General features: G+C 74.7%; 10 protein-coding genes and 1 pseudogene. 9 read left to right on the top strand and 2 right to left on the bottom strand.

Going from position 1 to position 15,140, the window contains the following annotated elements:
- The first annotated feature begins 28 nt into the window (after nt 1-28).
- The 4 genes from FB554_RS04180 to FB554_RS04165 all read left to right on the top strand — a co-directional run bounded on the left by FB554_RS04180 (nt 29) and on the right by FB554_RS04165 (nt 3,606).
- Nucleotides 29-991 (top strand): nitrilase-related carbon-nitrogen hydrolase, encoded by a 963-nt coding sequence (locus tag FB554_RS04180; protein WP_142004767.1) that lies wholly within the window; start codon nt 29-31, stop codon nt 989-991.
- Nucleotides 988-2,028: an agmatine deiminase family protein gene (locus tag FB554_RS04175; RefSeq protein ID WP_236022260.1), complete on the top strand. Its 1,041-nt coding sequence runs from the start codon at nt 988-990 to the stop codon at nt 2,026-2,028. The genes FB554_RS04180 and FB554_RS04175 overlap by 4 nt, the downstream gene beginning before the upstream one ends.
- Nucleotides 2,029-2,092: 64 nt before the next feature.
- The gene (locus tag FB554_RS04170) at nt 2,093-2,950 is read left to right on the top strand and encodes an SDR family NAD(P)-dependent oxidoreductase (RefSeq protein WP_142004766.1); all 858 of its coding nucleotides are present in this window, start codon (nt 2,093-2,095) and stop codon (nt 2,948-2,950) included.
- Entirely contained in the window at nt 2,947-3,606 is a 660-nt protein-coding gene (locus FB554_RS04165; RefSeq protein WP_211344527.1) for a carboxymuconolactone decarboxylase family protein, read from the top strand. The genes FB554_RS04170 and FB554_RS04165 overlap by 4 nt, the downstream gene beginning before the upstream one ends.
- Here FB554_RS04165 and FB554_RS04160 read toward each other — a convergent pair.
- Nucleotides 3,603-5,990 carry a glycoside hydrolase family 3 C-terminal domain-containing protein gene (locus tag FB554_RS04160; RefSeq protein WP_142004765.1) on the bottom strand — a complete coding sequence of 796 codons (2,388 nt, stop codon included), beginning with the start codon at nt 5,988-5,990 and terminating at the stop codon, nt 3,603-3,605. The genes FB554_RS04165 and FB554_RS04160 overlap by 4 nt on opposite strands.
- Nucleotides 5,991-6,100: 110 nt before the next feature.
- Here FB554_RS04160 and FB554_RS04155 point away from each other — a divergent pair, with 110 nt between their 5' ends.
- From FB554_RS04155 to FB554_RS04145, 3 genes and pseudogenes are all read left to right on the top strand, one after another.
- Nucleotides 6,101-7,066: a M20/M25/M40 family metallo-hydrolase gene (locus FB554_RS04155; protein WP_142004764.1), complete on the top strand. Its 966-nt coding sequence runs from the start codon at nt 6,101-6,103 to the stop codon at nt 7,064-7,066.
- Between the two features lie 65 nt (nt 7,067-7,131).
- A pseudogene (locus FB554_RS04150) lies at nt 7,132-11,940 on the top strand (ATP-dependent helicase); the annotation flags it as partial.
- A 175-nt stretch (nt 11,941-12,115) separates the two neighbouring features.
- Nucleotides 12,116-12,970: a DNA-formamidopyrimidine glycosylase family protein gene (locus FB554_RS04145; RefSeq protein ID WP_142004762.1), complete on the top strand. Its 855-nt coding sequence runs from the start codon at nt 12,116-12,118 to the stop codon at nt 12,968-12,970.
- A gap of 136 nt (nt 12,971-13,106) precedes the next feature.
- Here FB554_RS04145 and FB554_RS04140 read toward each other — a convergent pair whose 3' ends face one another.
- A complete protein-coding gene (locus FB554_RS04140) occupies nt 13,107-13,409 on the bottom strand; it encodes a helix-turn-helix domain-containing protein (RefSeq protein WP_142004761.1) in 303 nt (100 codons plus the stop codon).
- A 256-nt stretch (nt 13,410-13,665) separates the two neighbouring features.
- Between FB554_RS04140 and FB554_RS04130 the strand changes: the two genes are divergently transcribed.
- Both FB554_RS04130 and FB554_RS04125 read left to right on the top strand, forming a co-directional pair.
- A complete protein-coding gene (locus tag FB554_RS04130) occupies nt 13,666-14,907 on the top strand; it encodes an SPFH domain-containing protein (protein WP_338070552.1) in 1,242 nt (413 codons plus the stop codon).
- Nucleotides 14,853-15,134: a type II toxin-antitoxin system antitoxin gene (locus FB554_RS04125; protein WP_236022259.1), complete on the top strand. Its 282-nt coding sequence runs from the start codon at nt 14,853-14,855 to the stop codon at nt 15,132-15,134. Before FB554_RS04130 ends, FB554_RS04125 begins: the two co-directional genes overlap by 55 nt.
- The last annotated feature ends 6 nt before the right edge of the window (nt 15,135-15,140 follow it).

The raw sequence follows: 15,140 nt of genomic DNA, 5'->3' as shown, positions 1-15,140 counted from the left end.
TTTCGAAGTTCTGGGCATACTGGCCGGCATGGAGCTGATCACCACCACGTCCGTCCCGACGTCCCCGGCCCGCGTCGACGAGCCGAGCGCGCCGCCCCTGCGCATCGGGGTGGTGCAGCACCACTGGCGCGAGGACGCCGACGAGCTGCGCGCGGTGCTGTCCGAGGCGATCGGCCAGGCCGCCGAGGCGGGCGCGACGGCGGTGTTCCTGCCCGAGCTGACGCTGTCGCGCTACCCCGCCGACACCCTCCCCGAGGGCACCCCGTCGGCCACCGCCGAGGACCTCGAGACCGGCCCCACGATCACGTTCGCGCGCGAGGCCGCCAAGGCCCACGACGTCTACGTCCACGCCTCGCTCTACGAGAAGGCCGACCAGGCCGACGGCCTGGGCTTCAACACCGCCGTGCTCGTCGCGCCGGACGGCACGCTCGTCGCGCGCACCCGCAAGACGCACATCCCGGTGACCGCCGGCTACTACGAGGACAAGTACTTCCGCCCCGGCCCGCCCGAGGACGCCTACCCCGTCGTCGACGTGCCCGGCCAGGACGTGCGGCTGGGTCTGCCGACCTGCTGGGACGAGTGGTTCCCCGAGGTCGCCCGGCTGTACGCCATCGGCGGCGCCGACGTGCTCGTCTACCCCACCGCGATCGGGTCCGAGCCCGACCACCCCGAGTTCGACACCCAGCCGCTGTGGCAGCACACCATCGTCGGCCACGCGATCGCCAACGGCCTGTTCGTCGTCGCGCCGAACCGCACCGGCACGGAGGGGCTCATCACGTTCTACGGCACCTCGTTCGTGGCCGACCCCTACGGCCGGATCCTCGTGCAGGCGCCGCGCGAGACCGAGGCGGTGCTGGTCACCGACCTGGACCTGTCGCAGCGCAAGGACTGGCTCGACCTGTTCCCGTTCCTCGCCACCCGGCGCCCCGACAGCTACGCCGCGCTGAGCGAGCCGGTGCGCCCCGAGCACCAGCGCCAGGTCTCCGAATGACCAACGCTGACAACGGTTCTCGCGGCTGGCGCATGCCGGCCGAGACCTCTCCGCAGTCGCGCGTCTGGATGGCCTGGCCGTCGTCGGGCTACACCCTCGGCGACACCGAGGACGAGGCCGACGCGGCGCGGCGCACCTGGGCCGCGGTCGCGAACGCCGTCGTCGAGTTCGAGCCCGTGACGATGCTCGTCGCGCCGGGCCAGGACGACGTCGCGGCCCGCTTCCTCGACGACCGGGTCGAGCGCACCACCGCCCCGCTCGACGACGCGTGGATGCGCGATATCGGCCCGACGTTCGTGCGCGACGCCTCGGGGGCGCTCGGCGCGGTCGACTGGGTCTTCAACGGGTGGGGCGCCCAGTCGTGGGCCTCGTGGGAGCACGACGCCGAGGTCGGCGAGCTCGTCGGCCGGCTCGCCGGCGCCGAGGTGCTCGACTCGCCGATCGTCAACGAGGGTGGGGGTTTTCACGTTGACGGCGAGGGGACGGCCCTGCTCACCGAGACGGTGCAGCTGGACCCCGGACGCAACCCCGGGAAGACGCGCGAGGACATCGAGGCCGAGCTCCGACGTACGCTCGGGGTCACCCGCTGCATCTGGCTCCCCCGCGGGCTGACCCGCGACTACGAGGAGTTCGGCACCCGCGGCCACGTCGACATCGTCGCGACCTTCCCCTCCCCCGGCGTCGTGCTGGTGCACGACCAGGAGGACCCCGAGCACCCCGACCACGCGGTTAGCCGCGAGCTGATCGAGGTGCTGAGCAACGCCGTCGACGCCGCCGGACGCACGCTCGAGATCGTCCGGATCCCTGCTCCTGCAACGGGATTCGACGACGAGGGCCCGGTCGACTACAGCTACGTCAACCACCTCGTCGTCAACGGCGGGGTCATCGCGTGCACCTTCGACGACCCGAACGACGCGCGCGCCCTCGCCGTGCTGGAGCAGGTCTACCCCGGCCGCAGGGTCGTGGGCGTCGACGCCCGCGAGCTGTACGCCCGCGGTGGCGGCATCCACTGCATCACCCAGCAGCAACCCGGCTGAGCTCACTGCCGCCATCGACGGCGTACGCACGCCACACCTACCCGCGCGTAGGTACGCTCGCGGGATGGCAGCCGAACCACTCACCGGACGACGCGTCCTGATCACCGGGGCCGCGCGCGGCATCGGTGCGGCGCTGGCCGCGCGCCTCGCCTCCCGCGGGGCCCGCCTCGCCCTGCTCGGGCTCGAGCCCGACCTGCTGCGGCAGGTGGCCGAGCGCACCGGCGCCGTCTGGCGCGAGTGCGACGTCAGCGACCGGGCGCAGGTCGACACCGCCGTGGCCGAGCTGGTCGGCGAGCTCGGCGGGCTCGACGTGGTCGTCGCCAACGCCGGGATCGCCAGGCAGCTGGCCATGATCGGCGGCGACCCGGAGGTCATGGAGCGCACGCTGGCGGTCAACGCGCTCGGCACCTACTACACGCTGCGCGCGGCCGGGCCGCACGTCGCGCACCCCGGCGGCTACGCGCTGCTCACCGCCTCGCTCGGCGCCGCCGTGCACCTGCCGCTGATGGGCGCCTACTCCGCCTCCAAGGCCGCCGTCGAGGCGATGGGCAACACGCTGCGCCAGGAGCTGCGCCCGAGCGGTGCCCGGGTCGGGGTCGCGTTCTACTCCGAGCTCGACACCGAGATGACCAGCCGTGGCTTCGGCACCGAGGCGGCCAAGGCCCTGCTCGGGCGGCACACCTCGCTGAGCGGCGTCTCCTCCCTCCCCCGCGCCATCGACACGCTCGAGCGCGGCATCGCCCGCCGGTCGCGCACCATCGCCGCGCCGGTGTGGGGTCGGGCCGTGCTGCCCGCCCGCGCGCTCGCCCAGCGCGTGGTCGAGCTCAAGCCGCTCCCCCAGCTCGAGCGCGCCCTCGAGCTCGCCCGCACCGAGGACGTGCCGTTCACCACCGCCCAGCCGGAGCGGGTGGAGCGGTCGTGACGCCGCGCGTCCGCCCGGGTGGTCTGCGCGAGCTGGGGCCGACGGCGTACGCCTTCAGCCGGGCGGCCGGTCGCGTCATGGGCACCGCGCCGCCCGCGGTGTTCACGGTGCTCGGCCGGGCGCGCCGGACGTACTGGGGGTGGCTGGGGTTCGCCGCCTCGCTGATGCCGTTCGGGCACCTGCCGCGGCGCGAGAGCGAGCTGGTCATCCTGCGCGTGGCCCACCTCAGGGACAGTGCGTACGAGCGCGCCCACCACGAGCGGATCGGCCGCCGATCCGGGTTGACGACCTCCGAGATCGACCGCACCGCAACGGATCTCGACGACCAGTGGCCGGTGCGCGACGCGGCGATCCTGCGTGCGGTCGACGAGCTGGTGGGCACGTCCGACCTGTCCGACGAGACGTGGACCGCCCTCGGCCGGCACCTCGACGAGCGCGAGCGCCTCGAGCTGCTGCTGCTCGTCGGGAACTACACGATGCTGGCGACGACGCTGCACGTGCTGCGGCTGCAGCCCGACCCGCCGCGGGCCCGCAACGGCGCCGACAGGCCCGCCGCGCGCGTCGAAAGGTCAGTTGTTGCCGATGAACGGGGCGCGGCACCAGCCAGAAGTGACCACTCGGCGGGCGGTTCCTCGCAGGCGCTCGGCCCGACCTAGCGGCCACCCCACCGACGCAGCAGCCCGTTCGCGCCGCGCGCCGCGCCCCCGAGCAGCTGCAGCGGGCGCCCGTTGGCCAGGTCCAGGAGGGCGTCGACCGCCGGCCAGCGCAGCCGCCCGCCGGACAGCGCGGCTGCGGCCCGCAGCGGCAGCTCCTCGAAGGCGCGGGTGACGGCCTCCTGCGTCGTGGGGTCGGTCTCCCCGGCCCGGCCCGGGCCGAGGCGCCACAGCGTCGCGCGGAAGGCCGCGCCGACCCGCGTCTGCGCGATCTCCGACATCGTGGAGTCGCGGCTGAACGGCCGCACCGGCCGCGGGGTCGGGACGGGGCGTCCGAGGCGCCGCTCGAAGTCGGCGTCGCTCGCGGCCACCGCGGGACCGTCGGCCGGTTCGCTGCTGGTGCTCACCCCGCCGTTCACCGTGACCGGCAGGGTCGCCACCACGTCGACCGAGGAGCGGGCGACCTCGACGCCGAACTCGCCGGTGGGCGTCTGCCACCGCTGCTGCGCGACGTCGAAGAACTGGAACGCCCGGGCGGGCACCACGACCGTGACGTCGCGGGACTCCCCGGGGTCCAGGTGCACCTTGGCGAAGGCGGCGAGCGTGCGCGCCGGGCGCAGCACCACGCCGGTGCGGTCGGCCAGGTAGACCTGCACCACGTCCGACCCGGCCCGGCGCGCCACGTTGGTCACCGTGACCGTGAGCTCGACGTCCTGGCCCGCGGCGATCGCGTCGGTCGACAGGCGCGGGTCGCTCCAGTCGAACGCCGCGTAGCTGAGCCCGTGCCCGAAGGCGAACGCCGGCGGCACCTCGGCGGTCACGTGGTGCCGATAGCCGACGAACAGCCCCTCGCGGTGCTCGACCTGGTGCGGCCGGCCGGGGAAGAACGGGTCGGCGGCCACGTCGGCGCGCGCCCGCGGGAAGGTCTCGGCGAGCCGCCCGCCCGGGTCGGCGTCGCCGTACAGCACGTCGACGAGCGCCCCACCGCTCGCCTGACCGCCGAGATAGCACTCGAGCACCGCCGCCACGTCGTCGGCCCACGGCAGCGTCACCGGCGACCCGTTGGACAGCGCCACGACGGTGCGCGGGTTCGCGGCGGCGACGGCGGTCACGAGCGCGTCGTGCTGCGGCGGCAGCGCGAGGTCGGCCCGGTCGAAGCCTTCGCTCTCGACCACCGGCGGGAGGCCGACCAGCACCACCGCGACGTCGGCGGCGCGCGCGGCGTCGGCCGCGGCGGCGATCTCGGCGCGGCCCGCCTCGCCGGTCTGCGGGTCGTAGACGGGGTGATGGGTGAACGTCGCGCCCCGGCTCTCCAGCGCGGCCAGCGCCGTCGTGACGCGCGTCGGGTTGACCTGCGAGCTGCCGCCGCCCTGGAAGCGCGGGTGCTCGGCCATCGCCCCGATCAGCGCGACCGAGGCCGTCGGGTCCAGCGGCAGGGTGCCGTCGTTGGTGAGCAGCACGGTGCCGGCGGCCGCCGCGCGGCGGGCGAGCGCGTCGTGCACGTCGACCGGGATGCTCCCCGCCGCCTCACCCGGGCCCCGCGCGGCCAGGTCGAGCACCCGCTGCGCGCACGCGGTGACGGCCGCCTCGGGGAGCCGGCCCTGGCGTACGGCAGCGACGACGTCGCCGTCGGACAGCCCCCGGCTGCTCGGCATCTCGAGGTCCATGCCCGCCGCGACACCCGCGACGCGGTCGCCCACGGCGCTCCAGTCGCTCATCACCAGACCCTCGAATCCCCATGTCTCGCGCAGGATCTCGCGCAGCAGCCGGGGGCTGGCGGTGGCCGGTTCGCCGTTCACACTGTTGTACGCCGCCATCACCGCCCAGGGCTGCGCCTCGGTGACGACGTGCTCGAAGCCGGCGAGGTAGATCTCGCGCAGCGTGCGCTCGTCGACGACGGCGTCGACGACCATGCGGTGCGACTCCTGGTTGTTCAACGCGAAGTGCTTCACGCAGGCGCCGACGCCCGCGCTCTGGATGCCGCGCACGGCGGCCGCCGCGAACCGGCCGCTGAGCAGCGGATCCTCGCTGTAGTACTCGAAGTTGCGCCCGCCGCACGGGTGCCGCTTGATGTTCAGCCCCGGCCCGAGCACCACGTCGACGCCGAGCGCCCGCGCCTCCACGCCGACCGCGCGACCGACGACCTCGACGAGCTCTTCGTCCCAGGTGGTCGCCATCGTGACCGCCGGCGGGAAGCAGGTCGCCGGCCGGCTGTCGGACAGCCCGAAGCTGTTCAGGTCGGGGTTCTGCGCGCGCAGCCCGTGCGGACCGTCGCTGAGCACCGCCGACGGAATCCCTTGGTCGGGAAAGGATTCCGTGCGCCAGAAGGTGGCGCCGGACAGCAGCGCGACCTGCTGCTCGAGCGGGAGGTCGGAGGCGGAGACCATTGCTCGATCCTCACCCGCATGTCGGCGGCGGGCAAGCGAACGGCCAAGCCTTGCTCCGGACTTGGTCAAGCCGCCTTCCCTCCGACGCGCCCAGCCGCGATGGTCGTCGCATGACAGCCACCCGCCGCCCGCACGCCCTCGCCGCCACCGTGGCGCTCGTCGCCGCTCCCCTGCTCGCCGCACCGGCCGACGCCGCGGTCGCCCCGGACATCTCGCTGACCGAGGTGCAGGGGCACGTTTCGGCGCTGCAGCAGATCGCCGACGCCAACGGGGGCAACCGGGCGGTGGGGACGCCGGGATACCAGCGGTCGCTGGACTACGTGAAGGGGCGGCTCGAGGCGGCTGGCCTGAGCACGACCGTGCAGCAGGTCCCGACCTCGCGCGGGACGACGTACAACCTCGTGGCGGAGGTGCCCGGCAGCGACCCGAACGGCGTCGTGATGCTCGGCTCGCACCTCGACGGCGCCACCGCCGGCCCCGGGATCAACGACAACGCGTCCGGCACCGCGGGCGTGCTCGAGACCGCGCTCACCTATGCCGCGAGCGGCGAGAAGCCCCGCAACACACTGCGATTCGCGTTCTGGGGCGCCGAGGAGATCGGCCTGGTCGGCTCGAGCTACTACGTGCAGTCGCTGACCAGCACCGAGCGCTCGCGCATCAAGGCGTACGTCAACGCGGACATGATCGGGTCGGTGAACCCGGGCTACTTCGTCTACGACGACAACCCCGCCGGCACGTTCGTGCGCGACGACCTCACCAGCCTGATGAGCGCCGAGGGCGTGCCGGCCGAGTACGTCGACGTGCAGGGCCGCAGCGACCACGCCGCCTTCCTGCGGTACGGCATCCCCACCGGGGGTCTCTACAGCGGCGGCTCCGAGCCGAAGTCGGCGGCGCAGGCGAACAGCTGGGGCGGCACGGCCGGGGCCTCGTTCGACCCGTGCTACCACCGCTCCTGCGACGACTCCAGCAACATCGACCCCACCGCGCTGGACCGGCACAGCGACGTCCTCGGCGGCATCCTGTGGAAGTACGCCGGTCAGGCCTTCACGACCTCGGCGCAGCGCCCCGCGGCGTAGCCGGAACGACCACCGCCGTGGGGTGAGGGCACCGCCCGGCCGGCGATGTCGTACGTCGGTGGCAGGCTTGCGCCATGGCCTCGGTGCTCGACCGCTTCTCCCCCGCCACGCGCGCGTGGTTCGAGGGCAGCTTCGCCGAACCCACGGCCGCCCAGGCCGGCGCCTGGGAGGCGATCAGCGACGGGCAGCACACCCTGGTCGTCGCGCCCACCGGGTCGGGCAAGACGCTGTCGGCCTTCCTCTGGGCGCTCGACCGGGTGGCGAGCGAGGGGCCGCCGGACGACCCGGCGGCGCGCTGCCGGGTGCTCTACGTCTCGCCGATGAAGGCGCTCGCGGTCGACGTCGAGCGCAACCTGCGCGCACCCCTGGTCGGCATCCGCCACGCCGCGAGCCGGCTCGAGCTGCCCGAGCCCGACGTCACGGTCGCGGTCCGCTCGGGCGACACGCCGGCGCAGGAGCGTCGGGCGTTCCAGCGCACGCCCACCGACGTGCTGATCACGACGCCCGAGTCGCTGTTCCTGCTGCTGACCTCCTCCGCGCGCGAGGCGCTGCGCGGGGTCGAGACCGTGATCGTCGACGAGGTGCACGCCGTCGCCGGCACCAAGCGCGGCGCCCACCTGGCCCTCAGCCTCGAGCGGCTCGACGAGCTGCTCGAGAAGCCGGCGCAGCGCATCGGCCTGTCCGCGACCGTGCGGCCGGTCGAGGAGGTCGCGCGGTTCCTGGCCGGGGGCTCGCCGGTGAGCGTGGTGCAGCCGCCGTCGACCAAGGAGTGGGACCTGGACGTCGTGGTGCCGGTGCCCGACCTCGGCGAGCTGGGCGGCGCCAGCCCGGCCGACGACGCCGACCCGCAGGAGCGCGCCTCGATCTGGCCGCACGTCGAGGAGCGCATCGTCGACCTGGTCGCCGGGCACCGCTCGACGCTGGTGTTCGCCAACTCCCGCCGGCTCGCGGAGCGGCTGACCTCGCGGCTCAACGAGATCTGGGCCGAGCGCGCCGAGGCGGCGGTGGCCGAGCACGCCGATGCCGACGCCGACGACATCGACGACGCACCCGAGGACGCGCCGCCCGCGGTGCCGCCGCGCCCACCGGCCCAGCTCATGGGTCAGGCGGGGCAGGCGGCGGGGGCGCCCGGCGTCCTCGCGCGCGCCCATCACGGCTCGGTGAGCAAGGAGCAGCGGGCCGAGATCGAGGACGACCTCAAGGCCGGGCGGCTGCCCGCGGTGGTCGCCACCAGCTCGCTGGAGCTGGGCATCGACATGGGCGCGGTCGACCTGGTGGTGCAGGTCGAGAGCCCCCCGAGCGTGGCGAGCGGTCTGCAGCGGGTGGGTCGGGCAGGGCACCAGGTGGGTGCGGTCTCGCGCGGCGTGCTGTTCCCCAAGTTCCGTGGCGACCTGGTGCAGACGGCGGTGGTCGTCGAGCGCATGCGCGCGGGCGCGATCGAGGAGCTGCGGGTCCCGAGCAACCCGGTCGACGTGCTCGCCCAGCAGGTCGTGGCGATGTGCGCGCTCGACGACTGGACCGTCGACGAGCTGGAGCGACTGGTCCGGCGAGCCGCGCCGTACACCTCCCTACCGCGGTCGGTCCTGGAGTCGGTGCTCGACATGCTCTCCGGGCGCTACCCCAGCGACGAGTTCGCCGAGCTGCGCCCGCGCATCGAGTGGGACCGCATCGAGGGGGTGCTGCGCGGTCGCCGCGGCGCGCAGCGGCTCGCGGTCACCTCCGGCGGCACCATCCCCGACCGGGGGCTGTTCGGGGTGTTCCTCGCCACCGGCGAAGGGCCCGGCCGGCGCGTCGGCGAGCTCGACGAGGAGATGGTCTACGAGTCGCGCGTCGGCGACGTGTTCACGCTCGGCACGAGCAGCTGGCGCATCGAGGACATCACCCACGACCAGGTGCTCGTCACGCCCGCGCCCGGCCAGCCCGGGCGGCTGCCGTTCTGGCGGGGTGACTCCCCCGGCCGGCCGGCCGAGCTGGGGCGCGCGGTGGGCTCGTTCGTGCGTGAGCTCGGCGGGCTCGACGACGCCGAGGCCCGCGATCGCGTACGCCGGGCCGGGCTCGACGAGTGGGCCACCGACAACCTCCTCGCCTATCTCGGCGAGCAGCGCGAGGCCACCGGCCACCTGCCGCACGACCGGTCGATCGTCATCGAGCGGTTCCGCGACGAGCTCGGCGACTGGCGGGTGGTCATCCACTCCCCGTTCGGCTCACCGGTGCACGCGCCGTGGGCGCTGGGGCTGGCGGCGCGGCTGCGCGAGCGGTTCGGCACCGAGGTGCAGGCGCTGCACGGCGACGACGGCATCGTGCTGCGGCTGCTCGACTTCGAGGTCGACCAGGGGGTCGAGCTCGACCGCGAGCTGTCGGCGCTGCTGCTGCTCGACCCCGACGACGTCGAGCGGGTCGTCACCGACGAGATCGGCGGGTCGGCGCTGTTCGCCTCACGCTTCCGCGAGTGCGCGGCGCGAGCGCTGCTGCTCCCCCGGCGCAACCCGGGGCGTCGGCAGGCGCTGTGGATGCAGCGGCAGCGCTCCTCGCAGCTGCTGCAGGTGGCGAGTCGCTACCCGTCCTTCCCCATCGTGCTCGAGGCGGTCCGCGAGTGCGTCCAGGACGTCTTCGACGTGCCCGGTCTGGTCGACCTGATGCGCGATGTGCAGGCCCGGCGCATCCGCGTGGTCGAGGTCGAGACCAAGACCCCGTCGCCGTTCGCCAAGAGCCTGCTGTTCGGTTATGTCGCCCAGTTCCTCTACGAGGGCGACAGCCCGCTCGCCGAGCGCCGCGCGGCCGCGCTGGCGCTCGACCCGGTGCTGCTGGGCGAGCTGCTCGGACGCGACGAGGGCACCGCGCTGCGCGACCTGCTCGACCCCGAGGTCGTCGCCGCGACCGAGGCCGAGCTGCAGCGCACCACCGAGGAGCGCCTGGCCCGCGACCGCGACGACGTGGCCGACCTGCTGCGCTGGCTCGGCCCGCTCACCACCGAGGCCGTCACCGAGCGCACCCGCCCCGACGTGCGCGACCAGATGCCGGCGTGGCTCGAGTCGCTGGTGAGCGACCGACAGGTCATCGCCGTGCGCGTGGCCGGCCGCGACGGCTTCGCCCTGGTTGACGACGCCGCGCGGCTGCGCGACGCGCTGGGGGTCTCGCTCCCGATGGGGGTGCCGGCGGTCTTCCTCGAGCCGGTCGACGACCCGCTCGGCGACCTGCTCGCGCGCTACGCCCGCACGCACGGCCCGTTCGACGAGCCCGCGGTCGCCGCCGAGCTGGGGCTGGGCCGCGCGGTCGTGCACGCCGGGCTGCAGCGCCTGGTCGGTGCCGGACGGCTGGTCGCCGGCGAGCTGCGCCCACTGTCGCTGGGCGGCGGACGCGAGTCGGTGGAATATGCCGACGCCGAGGTGCTGCGGGTGCTCAAGCGTCGCTCGCTCGCCTCGCTGCGCGCCGAGGTCGAGCCGGTGCCGGCGCGCGACCTCGCCCGCTTCCTGCCGGCGTGGCAGGGGGTGGGCTCCGGGCAGCGCGGGCTCGACGGTCTGCTGCGCGCCGTCGAGCAGCTCGCCGGGGTGGCGCTGCCGGCCAGCGGTCTGGAGTCGCTGGTGCTGCCCGCGCGGGTCGCGAGCTATCGCCCGTCGATGCTCGACGAGCTGATGGCCGGCGGGGAGGTGCTCTGGCAGGGGCGGGGCGCGCTGTCCGGCGACGACGGCTGGGTGTCCCTGCACCTCGCCGACTCGGCCCACCTGACGCTCACCCCGCCCGACGCCGAGCTCGAGCTGGGGCCGCTGCACGAGCGGGTGCTGCAGGCGCTCGAGGGCGGCGGCGCGTTCTTCTTCAGCACGCTGAGCGAGCGGGTGGCGGCGCTGTCCGCGGGCGAGGTCGTCGGCGACGACCGGCTCACCGAGGCGCTGTGGGACCTCGTCTGGGGCGGGCTCGTCACCGGCGACACGCTGGCTCCGTTGCGCGCGCTGGTCGGCGGTGGGCGGCCCGCGCACCGGGCGCGCCGCACCGGCCCGGCCCGCAGCCGCTACGGCCGGGCGCGCACGTCGCTCGGCGGCGTGCCCGTCGGACGCCGCGGCGTCACCGGCGCCGGCACCTCGCGCGTCGCCACCCCCGGCAAGGTCGGCGGCCGCTGGTCGCTGCTGCCGCCCGCGGCCGACTCCCCGACCGAGCGGGCGCTGGCCACGGCCGAGGTGCTGCTCGACCGCTACGGCATCGTCACCCGCGGGTCGGTGATGGCCGAGGGCGTGCCCGACGGGTTCGCCGGCGTCTATCGGGTGCTCTCGACCGCCGAGGAGTCCGGCCGGGTGCGCCGGGGGTACTTCGTCGAGGGGCTCGGCGCCGCCCAGTTCGGCACCGCGGGGGCCGTGGACCGGCTGCGTGCGGTCGGCCGCCCGACCGCACCCGCGACCGACTCGCTGTGGGAGCAACCGCAGCCGGAGCCCTCGACCGCCCAGGTGCTCGCGGCCGCCGACCCGGCCAACCCGTACGGCGCGGCACTCCCCTGGCCGGACCGCCCGACCTCCCCCGACGGGGCGAGCACCGACGGTGCGACCAGCGGTGCAGCGGCCACGGGTGGCACGGCCGCGGGTGCAGCCACCACGGGTCACCGGCCGGGGCGCAAGTCCGGCTCCCTGGTCGTGCTCGTCGACGGCGCCCTCGTGCTCTACGTCGAGCGCGGCGGCAAGACCCTGCTGTCGTGGAGCGACGACGAGGCCACGCTGCGCGCGGCCGCCGACGCCCTGGCCCTGGCGGTCCGCGAAGGAGCGCTCGGCCAGCTCACCGTCACCACCGCCGACGGCGACAAGCTGCTCGGCTCCGAGCACCCGGTCGCCGCCGCCCTCGAGGCCAGCGGCTTCCACGCCACCCCCCGCGGCCTCCGCCTGCGCGGGTGAGTCTGCGCGGCTGACCCCTGCCCGCCCCGGCTCTGAAACGCGGTTCCAGCGCTTTGACTCCACTGCAGCACGGTCAGAAGGCTCAAACGCGGTTTCAGCACATCGGGCACCCACCCCACGCCCGGGGCTCAAACGCGGTTTCGGCAGGGTGGCGGCGGGTGGGTAGCGTCGTGCCGTGCCCGAAGGTGATGCCGTGCTGCTGGCTGCTCGCCGGCTGCACCGTGCGCTGGCGGGTGAGGTGCTGCGGCACGCCGAGATCCGCTGGGGCGACCTGGACGCCACCCCGCTGCAGGGCGCGACCACGCTCGAGGTCGTGAGCGTCGGCAAGCACCTGCTGCACCGGGTCGACCGCGGCGTCACGCTGCACACCCACCTGCGCATGGAGGGCCGCTGGCGCACCAGTCCGACCGCGAGAGTGACTGCGGCGCAACGGCGTTCGCCGAAGCTGCGGGTGCTGCTGGCGACCGGGCAGCACGCGGCGCTCGGCTGGCAGCTCGGCATGGTCGACCTGGTGCCGACCGCCCACGAGCACCGGGTCGTCGGGCACCTCGGCCCCGACCTGCTCAGCCCCGGCCTCGACGAGGACCTCGCGGTCGCGAACCTGGCCGCCCAGCCCGACCGCCTGCTCGCGGAGGCGCTGCTCGACCAGCGCAACGTCGCCGGGCTCGGCACGATCTTCGCCAGCGAGCCGCTCTTCCTGGAGGGGCTCAACCCGTGGACCGCCGTCGGCGAGCTGTCGCAGGAGCAGCTGCGCGGGGTCGTACGTCGGGCTCGGCGGCTGCTGCGCCAGAGCGTCGCGTCGGGCCGGCCGGTGTCGACCGGGGACAGCCGCGAACCGGCGTACGTCTTCGCCCGGCGCGGCCTGCCCTGTCGCCGGTGCGGAGGGATGGTGCGGATGGCGACGGTCGGCGAGCCGCCGCAGCAGCGGGTGCTGTGCTACTGCCCCACGTGCCAGGGCGGGCTGGCCGCGCACGACGACGGACGACCACAGGGGCGGCTCCGCCCAACCACCACGAAGCTGCGCGGCTGAGCGCGCGGCGTGCGGTGGCCCGACCACCACGAAGCTGCGCGGCTGAGCGCGCGGCGTGCGGTGGCAACCCGCCGGGCGCGTGCGACGAAGTGCGTGCGGAAGGTGGAGGCGCCGCGGTGCAGGCCGGACGCGCCGCTCAGGCGGCGTGGACGACCGAGGCGTGCTCGCGCTGCCCCACGGGCAGGCGCACCGGCGCGGCGATGGCCTCGGCCACGGCGACGCGCTGCGACACCAGCTCAAGCGTCTCGGACAGCTGCAGCCCGAGCGCGGCGGAGATCGCGGCGAGCATCTCGGAGGATGCCTCCTTCTCGCCGCGCTCGATCTCGCTCAGGTAGCCGAGGGACACCTTGGCCGACGACGACACGTCGCGCAGGGTGCGGCCCTGGTCCTGACGCTGCTCGCGCAGCACGTCACCCAGCTCTCGGCGAAGCAGAATCATCGGGCCTCCTCGTGCAGGTCGTGCGGCGTCAGGTCGCGGTCGGACGGTCTCTAACGGTCTCGGGGGGCGGCTGCGGACCACCCTCCCGTGGTGCAGGTGAGCGGATCACCAGCGCTGACAACACCGTACCTCGCGGCACCCACAGGCATCTCGACGTGCGGGCACGACACGGGTTAAAGTGCTATCACTTTGATATCGCGGGAACTCGGGGGTGCGATTCCGCCACCCACCCGCCACGAGGGCAGGAGCGATCGACATGAGCAACAACGAGGAGACCGGCGCGATTCCGGCAGGGGGCCTGCCCCCGACGCCGCAGGGACCCGGACGCGACGCACCGTCGGGCCCGTCCACCCGGCACCCGCTGCCCGCGCAGCAGCAGGGTCGTCCCGGCCCGATGCCCGGCCAGAACGGGCCGGCAGGCATCGACGCACCCGGCGGCGCGCCCACCGGCCCCGGCCTGCCTCCCGGCCCCGGCGTGCCTCCCGGCCCCGGCGGACCCCAGGGCCCGAACGGCCCCCACGGCCAGAACGGCCCCGGCGGTCCCGGCCCGAACGGCCCGAACGGGCCGCACGGACCCGACGACTCCGGCCGCGGACCCGACGAGCAGCCGCCGTCGCACCGACCCGTGGGCCACGAGGGGATGCGGGTCGACATCTCCGAGCACCCGGCGTGGGCGATGAACGGCTTCCTCGCCCTGCTCGTCGCGCTGGCGATGCTGGTCGGCGCCGGGCTGTCGGCGCTCGCCGGGCTCGTACCCGTCGCGATCGCGCTGGTGGTGCTGGCGGTCTTCGTCGGCTCCCCGCTCGTGGTGATCCAGCCCGGGCAGACCCGGGTCATCCAGTTCTTCGGCCGCTACGTCGGCACGGTCCGCCGCACGGGCCTCACCTGGGTCATGCCGCTGACCACGCGCCGCAACGTGTCGGTGCGGGTCAACAACTTCGAGACCAACGCGCTGAAGGTCAACGACGCCGACGGCAACCCGGTCGAGATCGCGGCGATCATCGTCTGGCAGGTCGCCGACACGGCGAAGGCGACGTTCGCGGTGGAGCACTACACCGACTTCGTCAGCGTGCAGTCCGAGGCGGCGCTGCGGCACGTCGCGACCACCCACCCCTACGACGACCCCGACGGCCGCGGCACCTCGCTGCGCGGCTCGACCGACCAGGTCTCCGAGGAGCTGGCCCACGAGGTCGCGGCGCGCGTGGCCATCGCCGGCGTGGAGATCCTCGAGGTGCGCATCAGCCACCTCGCCTACGCCCAGGAGATCGCCCAGGCGATGCTGCAGCGGCAGCAGGCCAGCGCGATCATCGCCGCGCGCGAGCGGATCGTCGAGGGCGCGGTGACGATGGTCGAGATGGCCATCGAGCGGCTCGAGCGCGAGTCGGTCGTCGAGCTCGACGAGGAGCGCAAGGCCGCGATGGTCAGCAACCTGCTCGTCGTGCTGTGCGGCGACCAGCGCGCCACGCCGCTCGTCAACACGGGAAGCCTCTACCACTGACCTCCGACCAGCCCTCGACGTCGGGGCGGGGCGGCCAGCGCAAGGCCGTCCTGCTCCGGCTCGACCCTGCCGTCCACGACGCGCTGCAGCGGTGGGCGGCGGACGACCTGCGCAGCGTCAACGCCCAGGTCGAGACGGTGCTGCGCGACGCGCTGCGCAAGGCGGGCCGGCTCCCCCGCGACGCGGCGCCGATCCGCAGGCGGGGCCGCCCCAGCAAGGACGGTTAGCGCCCG

Source organism: Barrientosiimonas humi (assembly GCF_006716095.1).
Lineage (GTDB): Bacteria > Actinomycetota > Actinomycetes > Actinomycetales > Dermatophilaceae > Barrientosiimonas > Barrientosiimonas humi.
The sequence above is the reverse complement of the archived record's forward strand: the minus strand, read 5'-3'. Positions and strand labels throughout refer to the sequence as shown.

Excerpts from the sequence above, each read along its gene's own strand:
- FB554_RS04180 (WP_142004767.1), top strand. The coding sequence starts at position 29 with ATGGAGCTGATCACCACCACGTCCGTCCCGACGTCCCCGGCCCGCGTC.
- FB554_RS04175 (WP_236022260.1), top strand. The coding sequence starts at position 988 with ATGACCAACGCTGACAACGGTTCTCGCGGCTGGCGCATGCCGGCCGAG.
- FB554_RS04170 (WP_142004766.1), top strand. The coding sequence starts at position 2,093 with ATGGCAGCCGAACCACTCACCGGACGACGCGTCCTGATCACCGGGGCC.
- FB554_RS04160 (WP_142004765.1), bottom strand. The coding sequence starts at position 5,990 with ATGGTCTCCGCCTCCGACCTCCCGCTCGAGCAGCAGGTCGCGCTGCTG.
- FB554_RS04155 (WP_142004764.1), top strand. The coding sequence starts at position 6,101 with ATGACAGCCACCCGCCGCCCGCACGCCCTCGCCGCCACCGTGGCGCTC.
- FB554_RS04140 (WP_142004761.1), bottom strand. The coding sequence starts at position 13,409 with ATGATTCTGCTTCGCCGAGAGCTGGGTGACGTGCTGCGCGAGCAGCGT.
- FB554_RS04130 (WP_338070552.1), top strand. The coding sequence starts at position 13,666 with ATGAGCAACAACGAGGAGACCGGCGCGATTCCGGCAGGGGGCCTGCCC.